Annotated in this window: 13 protein-coding genes and 5 tRNA genes; 10 read left to right on the forward strand and 8 right to left on the reverse strand. The window is 31.0% G+C overall.

Annotated features, from left to right (window positions below):
• Positions 1-706: 706 nt before the first annotated feature.
• The 7 genes from serS (at position 707) to ABWP20_RS06260 (ending at position 8,784) form a co-directional block, all read left to right on the forward strand.
• Entirely contained in the window at positions 707-1,981 is a 1,275-nt protein-coding gene (gene serS / locus ABWP20_RS06230) for a serine--tRNA ligase (protein ID WP_353094810.1), read from the forward strand.
• 92 nt (positions 1,982-2,073) lie between these two features.
• Entirely contained in the window at positions 2,074-3,576 is a 1,503-nt protein-coding gene (locus tag ABWP20_RS06235; protein WP_353094812.1) for a M1 family metallopeptidase, read from the forward strand.
• A gap of 260 nt (positions 3,577-3,836) precedes the next feature.
• The gene (locus tag ABWP20_RS06240) at positions 3,837-5,057 is read left to right on the forward strand and encodes a D-alanyl-D-alanine carboxypeptidase family protein (RefSeq protein ID WP_353094814.1); all 1,221 of its coding nucleotides are present in this window, start codon (positions 3,837-3,839) and stop codon (positions 5,055-5,057) included.
• A 303-nt stretch (positions 5,058-5,360) separates the two neighbouring features.
• Positions 5,361-6,431: a uroporphyrinogen decarboxylase family protein gene (locus tag ABWP20_RS06245; RefSeq protein ID WP_353094816.1), complete on the forward strand. Its 1,071-nt coding sequence runs from the start codon at positions 5,361-5,363 to the stop codon at positions 6,429-6,431.
• Positions 6,432-6,455: 24 nt separating this feature from the next.
• Positions 6,456-7,820, forward strand: coding sequence for a Na+/H+ antiporter NhaC family protein (locus ABWP20_RS06250; RefSeq protein ID WP_353094818.1), 1,365 nt, complete (start codon positions 6,456-6,458; stop codon positions 7,818-7,820).
• 123 nt (positions 7,821-7,943) lie between these two features.
• A tRNA-Arg gene (locus ABWP20_RS06255) sits at positions 7,944-8,020 on the forward strand.
• 122 nt (positions 8,021-8,142) lie between these two features.
• Positions 8,143-8,784: a hypothetical protein gene (locus ABWP20_RS06260; RefSeq protein WP_353094820.1), complete on the forward strand. Its 642-nt coding sequence runs from the start codon at positions 8,143-8,145 to the stop codon at positions 8,782-8,784.
• A gap of 180 nt (positions 8,785-8,964) precedes the next feature.
• Here ABWP20_RS06260 and ABWP20_RS06265 read toward each other — a convergent pair whose 3' ends face one another.
• From ABWP20_RS06265 to ABWP20_RS06275, 3 genes are read right to left on the reverse strand one after another with little or no spacing between them, the layout of a single operon-like run.
• Entirely contained in the window at positions 8,965-9,141 is a 177-nt protein-coding gene (locus ABWP20_RS06265) for a hypothetical protein (RefSeq protein ID WP_353094822.1), read from the reverse strand.
• A complete protein-coding gene (locus tag ABWP20_RS06270; protein ID WP_353094824.1) occupies positions 9,083-9,253 on the reverse strand; it encodes an isochorismatase family protein in 171 nt (56 codons plus the stop codon). The genes ABWP20_RS06265 and ABWP20_RS06270 overlap by 59 nt, the downstream gene beginning before the upstream one ends.
• Before the next feature lie 24 nt (positions 9,254-9,277).
• Positions 9,278-9,532, reverse strand: coding sequence for a cysteine hydrolase family protein (locus ABWP20_RS06275; RefSeq protein ID WP_353094826.1), 255 nt, complete (start codon positions 9,530-9,532; stop codon positions 9,278-9,280).
• Positions 9,533-9,821: 289 nt separating this feature from the next.
• Between ABWP20_RS06275 and ABWP20_RS06280 the strand changes: the two genes are divergently transcribed.
• On the forward strand, positions 9,822-10,901 hold the full coding sequence (locus ABWP20_RS06280) for a tetratricopeptide repeat protein (protein ID WP_353094827.1): 1,080 nt from the start codon (positions 9,822-9,824) through the stop codon (positions 10,899-10,901).
• Positions 10,902-10,950: 49 nt separating this feature from the next.
• The gene (tadA, locus tag ABWP20_RS06285) at positions 10,951-11,403 is read left to right on the forward strand and encodes a tRNA adenosine(34) deaminase TadA (protein WP_353094829.1); all 453 of its coding nucleotides are present in this window, start codon (positions 10,951-10,953) and stop codon (positions 11,401-11,403) included.
• Between the two features lie 100 nt (positions 11,404-11,503).
• On the opposite strand, the gene ABWP20_RS06290 is transcribed toward tadA, so the two are convergent.
• The 5 genes from ABWP20_RS06290 to ABWP20_RS06310 form a co-directional block, all read right to left on the reverse strand.
• Positions 11,504-12,472 carry a hypothetical protein gene (locus tag ABWP20_RS06290; protein WP_353094831.1) on the reverse strand — a complete coding sequence of 323 codons (969 nt, stop codon included), beginning with the start codon at positions 12,470-12,472 and terminating at the stop codon, positions 11,504-11,506.
• A gap of 201 nt (positions 12,473-12,673) precedes the next feature.
• Positions 12,674-12,749 (reverse strand) — tRNA-Thr (locus ABWP20_RS06295).
• A gap of 195 nt (positions 12,750-12,944) precedes the next feature.
• Positions 12,945-13,021: transfer RNA gene (locus tag ABWP20_RS06300), tRNA-Asp, on the reverse strand.
• Between the two features lie 19 nt (positions 13,022-13,040).
• Positions 13,041-13,116: transfer RNA gene (locus ABWP20_RS06305), tRNA-Val, on the reverse strand.
• Positions 13,117-13,142: 26 nt separating this feature from the next.
• Positions 13,143-13,217 (reverse strand) — tRNA-Glu (locus ABWP20_RS06310).
• A gap of 488 nt (positions 13,218-13,705) precedes the next feature.
• Here ABWP20_RS06310 and ABWP20_RS06315 point away from each other — a divergent pair.
• Positions 13,706-16,441, forward strand: coding sequence for a calcium-translocating P-type ATPase, PMCA-type (locus ABWP20_RS06315; RefSeq protein ID WP_353094832.1), 2,736 nt, complete (start codon positions 13,706-13,708; stop codon positions 16,439-16,441).
• Positions 16,442-17,001: the final 560 nt, after the last annotated feature.

Here is a 17,001-nt window from a genome sequence, read left to right on the forward strand (position 1 = left end):
TTATTGTATCGTGTTAAACTTTTTGTGTCCATACTTATATACTAACACCAACATAATATTAGTGAGAAAAAATAACAGATAGAGTTTGATAATCTCCCCTTAAGGTAGATAAATGAAATAAAAAGGCGTTTAAACTTAAGGGGAGATTTTTATGTGAAAAAATTTAAGTATACAATATAATTTTCTAATTAGTGTTTTTTATCCTTGACAAATATGAATATTATGCTATAATATCTATAATTAAATATTTGGCGAAGATGGGAAATAGTAAATACGTAGCTTTTTTAGAGAGTCAATGGATGGTGAAAATTGATAAAGTAAAATATTGAATCCGACCCTGAGCTAATAGATTTCGAGTGAGCCTTTTGGCTAACTAGGGTGGCAACGCGGGAATACTCTCGTCCCTATTATTAGGGATTGAGAGTTTTTTTATGACCTAACACAACGAACGCCAAATTCATACGAGCAAAGCGAGTAAATGAATTTGTGCAGTGAGACTACGGAAAATGACCTAACACAACGAACGATAGGTCCTAAGGGACACCACTGAATTATACCCTACGGGGTAGATAGAGGTTGTGAGCTTTAGTAGGTCAAACGCAATTTAATGTGGAATTTATCATTGGGAGTGTCCATTGGGACCAAATCTACGTGAGCAAATAGATTTGTGTTTTGATACTGTGGAAAATTTAAGGAGGTTAAAGATATGTTAGATATTAGAAGAATTAGAGCCAATAAAGATGAAGTAATAAAAGCTTTACAGAAAAGAAAAGGAGATTATCCAATTAGTAAAGTTCTTGAATTAGATGAAAAAAGAAGAGCTATTCTTGTAGAAGTAGAAGAAATGAAAGCAAAACAAAATCTAGCATCAAAGGAAGTGCCAAAACTAAAAAAAGAAGGAAAAGACGCTTCTCATATATTTGCTGAAATGAAAGAACTATCAGAAAAGGTAAAGGGATTAGATGTTGAAGTGAAGGGAATAGATGAAGAATTAAGAAATACTTTACTTCAAATACCAAATACTCCCCATGAATCTGTACCAGAAGGAAAAGATGATGCTGATAATATAGAAATAAGAAAATTTGGAGAGCCAAAGAAATTTGAATTTAAAGCAAAGGCACATTGGGATATAGGTACAGACTTAAATATCTTAGACTTTGAAAATGCTACTAAGATTACAGGAGCCAGATTTACAGTATTTAGAGGATTAGGTGCAAGATTAGAAAGAGCTATCACTCAATTTATGCTTGATTTACACACAGGAGAGCATAATTATACAGAAATGGCAACACCATTTATGGTAAACAGAGATAGTATGATAGGAACAGGACAATTGCCAAAATTTGAAGACGATATGTTCCATTTACCTAGTAAAGACTATTTCCTTGTGCCAACTGCTGAAGTTCCACTTACAAACTTACAAAGAGATAATATATTAAATGGAAAAGATTTACCAATATATTATACGGCTTATACACCTTGTTTTAGACAGGAAGCAGGAGCAGCAGGCAGAGATACAAGAGGACTTATAAGAAATCATCAATTTGATAAAGTAGAATTAGTTAAATTTGTAGCTCCTGAGACTTCATATGATGAGTTAGAAAAATTAACTAATAATGCAGAAGAAGTGCTAAAACGATTGGGATTATCATATAGAGTAGTAGCTCTTTGTGGTGGAGATTTAGGTTTTTCATCTGCAAAAACTTATGATATTGAAGTATGGATGCCATCCTATGGCAGATATGTAGAAATTTCAAGCTGTAGTAATTTTGAAGATTTCCAAGCTAGACGTGCAAATATTAGATATAGAAAAGAGGATACAGGAAAAGTTGAATTTGCCCATACTTTAAATGGTTCAGGTTTAGCAGTAGGAAGAACTTTTGCTGCTATAATCGAAAATTATCAACAGGAAGACGGTACAGTAATCATTCCAGAAGTATTAAGACCATATATGGGTGGATTAGAGAGAATTAAAAAATAAATAGTCAATAGTGAATAGTTAATAGTGAAGAGTGAGAGAATAAAAATAATGGTCACTTTTCACTATTAGTTATTAAAACTGGGAGGTTAGGGATGAAAAATTTTAAAAGATTACCTACAGTACTATTGTTAACTATTATATTAACTTTAGCAGGTTGTAAACAGGGGACACCAATAAATGCAGATTCTATTATAATTAAAAATCTTAATGGAATTAATGAATCTAAGATAAGTGAATATAGGATTGATGTAGATTTAGATACTGAAAACATGACATATAAAGGAAAACAAACAGTATCCTATGTAAATAACACAGATATAGATTTGGATTCTATTTATTTTCATTTATATCCAAATGCTTTTAAATCCTTAGAAACAGCACCAATATTATTTGATATAAGTAATGGAATGGAAGCCTCAAGCTATGAACCTGGCTATATAGAAATTGAAAAAGTAAGCAATGAAGGAAATAACTTAAAATGGAATATAGACGAAGAGAAAGATACGATACTTAATGTTAAACTTGACAAACCATTGGAAAAGGGCAAAAATATACAGTTATATCTGGAATATACAGTAAAGTTACCTACTACTGAGGACAGATTTGGATATCATGATAAAGGTATAAATTGTGGGAACTGGTATCCTATAGTCTGTGTATATGATAAAAAAGGTTGGAATCTAGACCCGTATTATAAAGTGGGAGATCCTTTTTATAGTGATGTTTCCGATTATAAGGTTTCAATAACAACTCCTAAAGAAATTATAGTAGCTACTAGCGGAAGAATCATATCAGAAACAGAAAAGGGAAATAAAAAGACCTATAAAATTGAAGGGCAGCTAATAAGAGATTTTGCTTGGGCAGCTAGTAAGGACTTTGTAGTAAAGGAAAAAAAGGTAGAAGATACAATAATCAAAGTTTATTCTATAAAAGATGATTCTAAACTTATAGATGAAACTTTAAAAGCAGGAGAAAATTCTATTAAAACATTTAATAAGATTTTCGGTAAATATCCTTATGGTTGGTATTCCATAGTAAATACAGAGTTTCCATCTGGTATGGAATATCCTGGTATGGTCCTTATATCCAATGATTATTTTCATAAACATTTAATAGATATATTAGAGAAAGTAATAGTACATGAAACAGCCCATCAATGGTGGTATGGACTTGTAGGGAATAATCAAGTAGATGAGGCCTGGCTCGATGAGGGTTTAGCTACTTATTCAGAAGTAATATATATGAATGAAGTCCATGGAAAAGATGAGGGAGATAAATATTACAATGAAAATATAAGATTAGGGTATGAATATTCAGTCCAGTATTTAAGTGATAACGAAGTTGTCAATAAACCTTTATCAGAATTTGCAGGATGGATTGATTATGGGCCTTTGGTATATTCTAGGGCTGCAATGTTTATAGATAGGATAAAAGAAGACTTTGGTGAAGAAGTATTATATAAAATATTAAGCAGCTACTATGATAAATATAAATTTCATATAGCTACAACAGAAGATTTCATTAAGGTCTGTGAGGAGGTAACTAATACCTCATTTAGTCAATTGGCTAATGAATATTTAAATGGAAATAAATAAAGATGAAAGCAGAGAACTTTTAAGTTCTCTGCTTTTATCTATCTTCCACAGCCGAAGTCAAGACCTCCACAGAATAGAATTACTAAAATTAAAAAGAAGAATAACAAACTTGAATCGTTTCCACAACAACCCCTACGTTCACCCATTCTAATCCTCCTTATAAAAATGTATTAAATATTCCAGCAATATTTTTTGGAATATCTAATACATTATATAAATAAGACAATAAATTTGTTACAATATAATGGGAGGGATCTTGATTGGAAAAAATATTATCTGCATTACTAATGATATTAATTATTATAAACTCTTCAATATCCTATGGTGAAGATATAGTTGGAAATGGAGTTCTTAATATAAAACAGAATTTAAGATCTTATATTTTGGCAGACTTTGAAACAGGTGAAATATTAGAAGGATACAATGTAGACGAGGTAATTGAAATGGCAAGTATTTCAAAGCTAATGTCCTATTTAGTAATCATGGATGAAGTATCAAAAAGAAATATTTCTTTAAATGATATTGTAATTATAGATAATGATACTACTAGAATAAAAGGTTCTAGTTTTAATTTAGAAGTTGGAGAGAAATTCACACTAAAGGAGCTTATAGAAGCCTCTATAGTAGTATCTGGTAATGATGCTACATATGCATTAGCAAAATATATTGCAGGAACTGAAGAAGATTTTGTAAAAATGATGAATCAAAAAGCAAAGGAATTGGGATTTGAAAACGCAAGATTTTATAATTCCACAGGACTTCCAATAAAGGATAGGGATATACAAAACAAAATGAGCACTAGAGAAATATACAGATTAACTCAGCATATAATAAAGAATTATCCAGAGATTCTAGATATATCTAGAATTAGGTCAATAGAAGTAATTAGCAGAGATTATTTTCAACGAAATACAAATCCTTTGCTTAATGAAATCGAAGGAATAGATGGGTTAAAAACAGGTTTTACAAATAAAGCAGGGTATTGTTACGTATCTACTCTCAATATAAAGGGTAAGGACTCAGAAACAAAGGATTTACGACTTATAGCCATAGTAATGGGGGTTAAGTCATTGGAAAAAAGAAACATATTAAGTAAGATTTTAGTTGAATATGGAATTAATAATTATTCCAATAAAATATTTTTAAATGAAGAATTACCTTTAAAGACGTTAAAAATTCCAAATTCAGATATAGAAGAAGTAGGAGCTTTTGCTGAAAAAGGATTTTCCAAACTAATAAAAAATGATGAAGATATTGAGGTTAATCTAGATATAGATGGAGATATAAACTTGCCAATAGCCAAGGATACAAAGATAGGTAAAGCCATAGTGACAAAAGAAGGAGAAGTAATTTTTGAATCAGATATTTTAATCAAGGAAGATGTAAATAAGGCTAAATGGTATATGTTAGTCGGTAGGTTTTTTCATAAAATATTTAATATGATTGGAGGATTTTTTGTTGGAGATCCAGTATCAATTTAATCTCTGAATTACTAAAATTAGAAATCCTTATTTTAGATTGTTTATTTATAATAGGTTGAAAACTACTTTTATGAGATATATTTTAATATTTGGAACTTATAGTGTTATACCACCACTATCTTATGATAGTGGTGGTATAATTTATGGGAATTATCCCTTAGTATATTGAAGATATCAATAGAGATAGATTTATTATAAAATAGTTTAATTGTAATATTTTTATAATAAGTTATATAATGATTTTAGGTTTGAACTTGTGAATTAATTATCATAATCTATTTTATATTTAGGAAGGAGATTTAAGTGAGAAAAGAAAAAATGACACCAAGAGAAAGAATGAATGCTTTTGCCAAGGGGCAAGAAATTGACCGGGTAATCTGCGTTCCAGATATGGGAGCTACTATGGCACCTTTCATTGGTGCAAAGGTAAGTGATTATTATCATTCAGCAGAGCTTATGGCAGAATTAGAAATAGCTTTATTTAAAAGGCTTCGTCATGATAGTGTAGGCATATCTACAAGTCTTAGAGGTGTTGCTGAGGCCATGGGAGCTAAGGTGGCATATCCTGATTACAATATCTCTTATTTATTAGAACCAGCTATTAAATCTGTAGATGAAATAGAATCTCTCAAGATTGCCGATCCATTAAAGGATGGCATTCTACCGATTTTAATTAGGGCTATAAAGCTAACTAGGGATGCGCTTATAGACGAAGTAGATGTTGGTGCTTCCATGTCGGGGCCATTTAGTGTTGCAGCTTCTGTAGTTGGAACAGAGAATCTTTTAAAATGGATGATTAAATATCCTGAAAAAGTGCATATTCTAATGGATATAGTAGCAGAATCTAATAATAGATATATAGAGGAAGTGGCAAAATTAGGTGTATCCATTAGTTTTGCTGATCCAGTTTCATCTACGAGTCTTATAAGTCCAAAACAATTTAGAGAGTTTTCCTTACCAGCTCTTCAAAAAAATGTAAATAAAATAAAAGAAAAAACAGGAAGTGCCCCAGGTATACACATATGTGGGACAAGTAAGGAAATCTGGGGAGATGTGGTGAATGCTGGTATCTCTAATTTCAGCATAGATAATGTAGAAGATCTAGAAGAAGCTAAAGAAATAATGGGAGATAAAGTAATAATTACAGGGAATGTTCCTCCTGTTGACGTAGTTTATGCAGGAACTAAGGAATCTATTTTTAGATCAGTGAAAGAATGTATTAGAAAAGGTTATGACTCCCAAAAAGGTTATATTTTAAGTACAGGCTGTCAAATTCCAATGCATACTGCAATGGAAAATATTGAAATGTTTATGGAGGCAGGTAGTATCTATGGAAAATATCCAATAGATTTAGAATTACTAATGAAAGATTAACTTAAATTAAGGAGGCCATTAAATATGGAAAATCTAAATAAGAAAAGAGGGAATTGCGTAGCTTTATTACCTTTCCTTGTATTTGTATTTGTATATTTGATTTCTGGTATTATACTACAACTTAAAGGAGTTGATATGGCATTTTATCAGTTTCCAGCTCCAATTGCAGCAGGTATAGGAATAATATTTGCTTTTATCTTAACCAAAGGTTCATTAGATGAAAAATTTGATGTATTCATTAAAGGCTGTGGTGATGAAAATATAATAATTATGTGTATTATATATTTATTAGCAGGAGCTTTTTCTACGGTTTCTAGTGCTATGGGTGGTGTGGAATCTGCAGTAAATTTAGGTCTTACTTTAATACCTGCTAAGCTTATTACAGTGGGAATATTTATAATAGCTGCATTTATTTCTATTTCAACAGGAACATCAGTGGGTACTATTTTAGCTATAGGACCTATAGCTGTTCAATTAGCAGAAAAAGCAGGATTAAATTTACCTTTAGTATTAGGTGCATTAGTTGGGGGAGCTATGTTTGGAGATAATTTATCTATTATATCTGATACAACTATAGCTGCGACTAGGACTCAAGGTGTATCTATGAAAGATAAGTTTAGGGCTAATATTGGTTTTGCTTTACCAGCAGCTTTGGTTACAATTGTTCTTTTATTCATATTTGGAAAACCAGTAGCCATACCTCAAAGTGAAAAACATGTATTTAATATAATCAAAATAATACCATATGTATTTGTGTTAATAGCTGCCATAGCAGGAGTAAATGTATTTGTAGTTTTAACTGGGGGAATTATTATATCAGGAGCTATAGGCCTTAGTTATGGAAGTTTTAATGGATTGGAATTTGTTCAACAAATATATTCAGGATTTACAGGAATGATTGATATATTTTTATTATCTTTATTAACTGGCGGTTTGGCCAATATGGTAACAAACGGTGGAGGACTTGATTGGCTATTATATAGAATAAATAGAAGAGTAAAAGGCAAAAAATCTGCTGAATTAGGTATAAGTGCATTAGTATCTCTTGTAGATGCAGCTACTGCTAACAATACAGTTTCTATAATTGTAAGTGGACAATTAGCAAAGGAATTATCTAAAGATCATAATGTGGACCCAAGAAAAACTGCTTCACTTTTAGATGCTTTTTCATGTGTAATGCAAGGGTTAATACCTTATGGTGCCCAATTATTAATAGCAGGAAGTTTTACTAATGGATTAGTAAGCCCTGTTGAAATAGTGCCATATATATGGTATTGCTTCGTATTAGTTGTATTTGCTATATTATCCATATTGACTCCTTTTGGAAATGGATATTTAACAAAGAATCCTTGGGATTTTGCAAAGAATAAACCTGTAAAAGAAATGTAAAGTAAGAGATATAGACAATGAAATTAAGAAAGCTATAACCCATATAGGGTGTAGCTTTCTTGTATATATAAAATCTGATTTGACATTAGTCACAAACTGTTGTAAAATATACTGGTAAACTATGCACTCGTAGCTCAGTAGGATAGAGCGGCGCCCTCCTAAGGCGTAGGCCGGGGGTTCGATTCCTCTCGAGTGCACCAAAAGGATCATGTTGAAGAAGATATGTTACATACCTTCTTCAACATGATTTTTTATGTTATACTGAAAGAATATAATCGTATTAGAAATAGATAAACAAGGATTTGAGAGGAGAGTTAAAAATATGAAGATAAAAAATATATTTTTTGCTATTCTATTGGGGTTAGGAGCAATTGTCATTGGTGCAATTTTACTTTTACATTTTTCCTTTGCTCCAACATCAGATGCTAAGAGAAATTTAAGTTTTGCAGATGTAGAATTATTTGTAGAAATACCAGATGGCTCGCATGTAGACCCGATTATTCGCACTTATGATTTAGACAAATATCAATCCTTTACTGAAAAAGAACAAAGTAAAATAGAAGAAGAGACCATGGGAAAAATAGAGGGAGATATTCCTTGCGTCTATTTAGATGGTGATGAAGAAAGCCTGAAAATTTCTTTTATGAAAGATGGAGTAAAAACAGAACCTGATAATATTCCTGAAATTAAATTGATTGCGTATCCATCTCATTTTGAAGATAAAGATCCTGAGAGAGTGATTAATGATAAGCTTTTAAAGAATGAAAATGGAGAATATTTTTATACTCTTTATCGATATCGGACACAATATGAAAGATATTTTTTAGAAACCAATTCCCTTCAATTGAATTATGAGATAAGTGGGAAAAAATATATTTCTATTTTCTCTTTTCATACTTCAACCTCAGATGCAGATTTTTTTAAAAATGAAACATTACAAGAACCTATTCCTGCGGAAAAATAAAGCTTGATTTAGTATTTAAAAAATCAATTTTATATATTTTTTATGCAGTAAGATTCCCCTGAGTCCTGTATGAATAAGGGACTTAGGGGAATTTTTAGATTTAATCCTTTGTACTAAAGGATATTTGCTTTTAATTATCCTTCACTTTTGATTATAATTTACTCTGCAGTATGGAATTTGTTAATTTTGTTGGGCAGCTGGAACCATGGCTTGAGCGTATTCCAGACCAAGACCATATGCTCCTCCATATTCTGTAACAACAGAAGTAACTGCTTGATAAGTGTCCTTATTTGCCCAGTCACGTTGCATTTCTAGTAAAGCTGCCTGCACAGGCATCTGCAACAACATATACGTCATAGCCGTCTTCCATAGCGCTAAGTGCAAGTAGCGCAACACAGACTTCGGTCCTAAGACCTGCTAAGAGAAGCTTCTTTCTGTTGGTTTGCTCCACAGATTTTTTAAAATTCATATCTTCCCATGCATTTAGTATTGTTCAATCGATTGGAATAATGTCTGGGAAAACTGATTGTATACGGTTAATTAAAGGACTCGAAAATTTTTGAGCTTCTACAGTTGATAGTATGATTGGTATGTTTAATGCTTGAGCTGTCTTTGCAAGCTCTGCTGCTGCATTTAATACTATATTTCGTGAGGTGCTTTCTATACCAAAGAACATCTGTGGTTCATGATCAATCATGCATATCGTAACTTGTTCAGGATCTAATAGAGAATTTTGATATGCTCTCATTGCTTTACTCATTTTTAACTTTTATATTTAGTTGTTCACATAAAATCTTATGTTTATGCAAGAGTTAATTAACTTGGCATGTAACGGAAGGATAAGTATTTTCTTTAACCTAATATCAGATATCAGAAAAACTTACAGAGAGAAATCTATTAGGATTTTTTAGTATTTTATAGTAAAATGTATTTTACATGCTATAGATTTATAATCGTTGTAAATATTAATTAATAAAACTAAAATATTGATATAATTTCGATTGCATGAGTATTTGCGACTAAGGAGGATGGCAACAATGGATGTAAGATCTATTTTCTTAGAGTTACAAAGATTGTTACAGTTAGATTTTGAAGAATACGCTTCTAAGATCAAGAAATATGAGCATATGTTACAAAAAGAAGTTAAAGAGAATCCTCATAATATGAGGGCAGTTTCTTTGCTTTCAATGGTAAAATTTGAACTTAGAAAAAGTATATCAACTTCCCTCAAGTATTTGGAACACTCTTATAATAACTTTAAAGATTTACTTAAGGATATTGATTTTTGTTTGCTTGTAACTAACATGGCTTATTTTTATCTTGAAGAATGTATAAATAAAGAAAAATATGCAAAGGAACTTTTAAATGAAGCTATCAAACGCAATTCACCATTCCCTCAAACTTATTTTGCATTGGCAATGGAATATTACGAAGAAAATCAATTTGAACTGGCTTTGCCATTGTATAAAAAAGCATCTGATATGACTTCATTAGTCCCTTATCACTATAACTATGCTGTTTGTCTCAACAAATGCAATCGGGCATTTGAAAGCATAGAAATACTGAAGAAGATTTCTGAAGGATATAGAAAAAATGAATATAAGGCAAAGGCTTATTATTCTATGGGGATAATATATTCATTTTTAGGTGAAATAGAAAAGGCAAGAAAAATTGCTTTTGATTTACTTGATGTTGATTATTCTACACTTAATATTGAGCATTATATGCTTGCAGATTTAATGTTTTTAGTAGGTGAGTTTCAGCAATGTATAATTCTTTATGATAAAGAAAATTTATGGGAAACTGCTGATTGGCTTAGTCTATATTTTTATAGTCAGAAAGAGATAGACTGTAAGGAAAATGCTCTAAAAAAACTTCAGCATATTGTAAATAAAGGAAATATGGAAATTAAGGATTGTAAACTTGAAGATTTTGATGGAAATGAAAAAGATTTAAATAAGTATATTGACAATGAAAGAGAGCGGGTTGAAAGTATTAGAACTGCATATGATAATGTTTTTAATACTGATATAAAGCCTAAAATTATATCAAATATAGATTTAATTTATGTTTGTTATTATATAGATTGTCCTCGCCATATGGTAGATGATATATAAAATAAGACAATTTAATTATATCTAAAGCGAGGAAATGAAGGTGATCTTAATGGATGTTTTATATATGAGAGAAGCTTTGAAAGAAGCTAAAAATGCTTATGACATTTATGAAGTGCCAGTAGGTGCTGTTATTGTTTATAATGGTGAGATCATAGGAAGAGGATATAATAAAAGAGAAAGTTCAAGGGATCCCATAGCCCATGCTGAAATACTTGCCATAAAAGAGGCAAGTAAATATCTTGATGCTTGGAGACTGCTTGATTGTACTATGTATGTAACCTTAGAGCCTTGTGCCATGTGTGCAGGGGCAATAGTGAATTCAAGGATAGAAAGATTGGTTATCGGTACTAGAGATCCAAAGAGGGGATGCTGTGGCACCGTAGAGAATTTAACAAATCATCCTAAGTTTAACCATAGATTAGAAGTGGAATTCGGAGTATTGGAAGATGAATGTAGTAATATAATTTCAGAATTTTTTAAGGAACTTAGAGAGAATAAATAATTAATTACAATAAAGAACCCAGGCAACGCCATTTATAATTTAAACGGAATAAAAAATGTAAGGTTCTGGGTTCTCCGTAATTAATAGCTATATTGATATACTAAATTCCTCTAATTCTTTTATTCATATTAGAAATTGAAATGGATTTTTTTACCTTTAAACTATTAAGTCCTTCATTTACAACTATTGAAAAAATATGTGGAGTCATTAGAAATATTGTTGAAACTGCATCTGCGAAAACAATTATACCATATTCGTTAATATATACATTGCCAGAGGCACTTGTAGTAGGTCCTGTAGTTATGGATATGTCGTCACCGACAGTAACATAATTATGGATATTTTTAAGTATATCAGTATTACAATTCTTAGGTAATAGTTCAGGTGGACTTAAGTAAGTTATGGAGTCGTCATAAACATTATTAGGAAAATAAATAATTGTTATTTTATCAATGTTAAAAGCAGCAGGTCCACCACCTGATTGAAGAATCAAAAGTGGTATACTAGTATTGGGAGCTTTATAAAGAGAATCAATGGTTCCTGAAACTGTTGGAAGCCTGTTTGAGAAAATGCTAACAGAAGCTCCCTGATATATATTTACTATTTGTTCCAAGACATGTGCAAATTGCTCTAAAGCAAAACAATGATTATTATCAGCTATATTATTGCTTAAATAAACAATTCTCATATTAGCCTTAGATGGTATTATACTTGAGAAAAAAACAGTAGAATTTGATGTATTCACTAATGAGAAGTTAATAGGGGCATTATCAACATTCAAGACAGCTATTCCATTTATATTACCTGTTTTATTTAGTGAATTACTATAGAACTCTTGACCTTTGTCAGAAATCAATTTGAATACAACACTAGGTGAACTGAAAATAGACTGTATGGCTATATCCCAATCCACTAAATATAGACCATTTTCAAAAATGGTAACAACACCTGTTACATTATCATAACTTATATTTCCCATGGTACTAATTGTTTCATCGAATATAACATTACCATTGTTTATAATACTGTTATCATTATTTTTTTGAAGTTGCAACACTATATTATTCATGGCTACACCCTTTTTAAATAATTTTAATTACTTTTCATATAATTATATGCTTTTGATTTTAAATTATTAAATTTAATCGCTTTATAATAAAAAAATCCATTGATATTAACAATGGACTTTAAATATTTTTTGTTATTAGGTTAAAATAGATTCGTTGTAGATGTATCTATGACTTTGTTTGAAGCATTTCTATAAATATTTTGGAGCTGGCGAGAGGAATTGAACCCCCAACCTACTGATTACAAGTCAGTTGCTCTGCCGATTGAGCTACGCCAGCATGATTATTTACTTTTCTCTACGACTAATATATTTCTGGTCCTTAGCAGCCCGACTAAGTGATGTACACGAAATTGAAAACCACAATTTCGGTCCCCTACTTATGCCGATTGAGCTACGCCAGCTTATTTAGTTATCGCAGTTTCGAAACTCAAATCTACTTACTCGCTACACTCGTTAAATTAGGTCATAAAATTGGCGACCTGGAAGGGACTCGAACCCTCGACCTCCAGCGTGACAGGCTGGCATTCTAACCATCTGAACTACCAGGCCAATTAGTTTTTTGATTCTATGGTGGGCACAACAGGGCTCGAACCTGTGACCCCCTGCTTGTAAGGCAGGTGCTCTCCCAACTGAGCTATGCGCCCATATGTTTTTTTAACCAAATTAACTATGGTGACCCCACCGGGATTCGAACCCGGGTTACCGCCGTGAAAGGGCGATGTCTTAACCGCTTGACCATGGGGCCATACTTAAATCAAAAACAATCTTTTTCATTATACTATGTTTTATTAGGTTTGTCAAAGGAAAAATTCAAATATTTTAAAATATAATGGGACAATAAAAATATTAATAAAAGGGTTGGTTTGATTTGTAACTAAAACTATTCCTTTGAATAAAATAATATAAGGGGATAGGAAGTGTTATTTATGAGGAGACACTTTATTAGAAACAAAGATGCAAGAGTATTAATTAGAAGAATTTCTGGAACCATAGGCATTATTGTAATGCTTTGTATAGTCCCTTTTAAGTTCTTGATATTCGCTATAGGATTGATTTGCTTAATTTTTTCCCTAATAATATAAAGATAAAATAAAGCCTTCATGCTAAAAAGTGAAAGCTTTATTTTGTTTTTTCAGATACATTAAACTAGAACAAGATACATATAATTAAAAAGGACAAGTTATAAAACTACTAATTCAATTAAATATTAATTTACTACTGAGGAGGAGTGTTATGATATATTTTAATAGGAGTAGTGCAGAAGTCATAAAGGAGCTTAATTCAGATGAGATAAATGGTTTAAGTGATTTATCTGTCAAAGAATTACAAGAGAGATACGGTCCGAATGAATTTTCCAAGAATAAGAAAGATTTATCTTGGAATGATTTATCAGATCCTTTAATAATTATACTATTAATTGCTGCAGTTATAAGTTTTTTGATCGGAGAATATATAGATGGAATTGGAATAGTTTTAGCTATAACATTAGGTTCTGTAATTGGATATTTAACTGAAGAGAAATCTAAACAAGCCGCAGAAGCATTATCTAAAATAACAGAGAATGTCTTTGTTAAATGTATTAGAAATGGAGAAATAAATCTTGTATTAAAAAATGACTTAGTTCTTGGTGATATTGTACTCCTAGAAACAGGAAATATTGTTCCCGCTGATGGCAGAATATTAGAATCTGTAGGATTAAAAGTAAGAGAAGATATGTTAACTGGTGAATCTGATGATGTTGACAAATATGCAGATGTAATAGTTGATATGGAAAAGATTAAATCCAAAGGAAATACAATAATTCAGGAGCCAGTTCCAGCAAAACAAGTAAATATGCTGTTTAGCGGCACCCTTATTGCCAGTGGAAGAGGAAAAATGATAGTAACTGCAATAGGAGATTCAACTCAAATGGGGAAAATCGCTAAAAGTATAGATGATGTAGATAATGAAACACCACTTCAAATAAGATTAGGCGATTTAGGTAAAAGTATTGCTAAATTATCAGGCTCTATTGCTTTAATATTATTTATATTTATGATATCTAAAATGTTCATTCAAAAATCAATAATTATAAATACATCAGGAGTTATCCCGTTTTTAAATTCAATTAAGCCAATGAAAAATGCTTTTGTTGTTTGTGTTGCTCTAGTAGTTGCCGCTGTACCTGAGGGACTTCCAACAATGATTAATATGACCCTTGCCATTACGATGCAGAAGATGGCGAATATAAATGCATTAGTAACTAAAAAAGAAGCTTGTGAAACAATTGGCTCAATTTCAGTTATTTGCTCCGATAAAACTGGAACATTGACACAAAATAAAATGACAGTGGAAAAGATTTTTATTAATGGAGAGTATAAAGAAAATTATAATTCAAATGATAGCTATTTCATAGATAATTGCATAATAAATTCAACGGCCGATATAAAGTATACAAATAATGAATGGCAGTATATGGGGAGTGCAACAGAATGTGCATTATTGGTATATTTAGAGGACAAGCAGTATTTTGAATATAGAAAAGGTAAAGAGATTATCCATCAAATTCCTTTTACATCAAAGACAAAAAGAATGGATACGATTATTAAAGAAGGAGAAGATTATCTATTCTTGTCTAAGGGGGCACCTGAGATTATTTTAGATTTTTGTGAATATGAACACTTAGATGGTGAAGTTGTTAAACTTACAAATGATAGAAAGCAATATATTCTTGAGCAGATAAAAAACCTTCAAGTTCAAGCAATGAGAGTATTGGGATTTGCTTATAAAAAAACACCTAAGTTAAATATTAACACTTCTAGTTCTACTAACACAGATATTTATAAAAGAAATTTAATATTTACTGGATTTGTAGGTATTAGAGATCCCTTAAGACCAGATGTAAAAGATGCAATCTCTATAGCAGAAAAAGCTGGAGTGAAAACTAAGATGCTAACGGGAGATAATATTAATACGGCAGTGGCTATTGGATATGAACTAGGATTACTGGAAAATAGCAATAGGGCCATAGAGTCAAGCTTTATAGATGTTCTTTCAGATGAAGAATTAAAAGAGGAAATAAAGACAATCTCAATAGTAGCTAGATCAAAACCTGAAACAAAAATGAGAATAGTAGAAGCACTTCAATCTAATGGTGAAGTTGTAGCTGTAACTGGTGATGGAATTAATGATGTTCCTGCATTAGTAAAGGCAGACGTAGGCATAGCTATGGGGATTGCTGGTACGGAAGTAACTAAAAAATCTGCGAGCATAATTTTAACAGATGATAGTTTTAGTACTATAGTAAAAGGGATACAGTGGGGAAGAGGTATATATGAAAATTTTCAAAGATTTATCCAATTTCAATTAACTGTTAATATAGTGGCATTTTTAATAGCAATAATTTCTCAAATTATAGGTAAGGCGATGCCTTTTACAACAATACAGTTATTATGGATTAATATAATAATGGATGGACCGCCGGCATTATCATTAGGGTTAGAACCAGTACGAGGAAATTTATTGAATAGAGAGCCTATTAAGAAAGATAGTAACATTATTACTAAAACAATGTTAAGATCGATTATTATTAATTCAATTTTTATTACTTTAATATTATTTATACAAATGTTCTGGAATCCTTTAGGAGTGTCAACATATAACTATAATGAATTTGGTATGAATGAAATGCAAACATCTTTATTTGCTTTATTAGCTTTTAGTGCTTTATTTAATGCTCTAAATTGTAGAGAATTTGGATTAAATAGTGTAATCCCTAATTTTATAAAAAATAAAATGGCGTTGATAACATTATTTTTAACAGGATTTGCTCAAATAATATTTATGACATATTATAATTATTTCTTTAATACGGTTCCCTTAAGGCTTAATGTTTGGGTAAAGATTATAATTATGTCTTCCGCAGTTGTATGGGGGAATGAGGTTATTAAATATTTTTTGAAGATTTTACGTTCAAAAGTCGCATATTAATATGTGACTTTTTATTTTATAAATAATTATTAGTAATTTTTAAAAACCACAGCATTATTCAGAGAAAATTTTCAGAGGTCGTGTCACATATGTTTGACTTCTCTAGAATGTTAAGATTAGTTGCGAAAGTGATATTAATAGTTTGTGATAGTATGTAGTCTTTCAGTATTGAAAAGTAAAAATAATTTGCACTAAAATACCGCTTCATGATAAAATCGAGAAAAGTTTGACACAAAAGGGTTATGAAAAGAACAATGGTTGTTGAAAAAGAACCGGTAAAGGCATTGATGGAGAGCCAACGACACTACTATCTGGAACTACAGAAAAGATTAAAAGGAGTAAAGAATTCGAGACACCAGATATATTGTTTATAATTGTTCCATCATGCATGGTACAGGAATGGTAAAAAAATTTGTGGAATTTCATCCATGCAGCAATTTCTTTTACCTGTAAATACTGTTATTGGATGTATTTAACGAATTTATTGACATAACTGATATATAGATGAAAACATATATAAATTGATTGATATATAGAAATTATCTATTTGTATATGGGGG

The sequence above is a fragment of the Tissierella praeacuta genome, assembly GCF_040396155.1.
Classification (GTDB): Bacteria; Bacillota; Clostridia; order Tissierellales; family Tissierellaceae; genus Tissierella; species Tissierella praeacuta_A.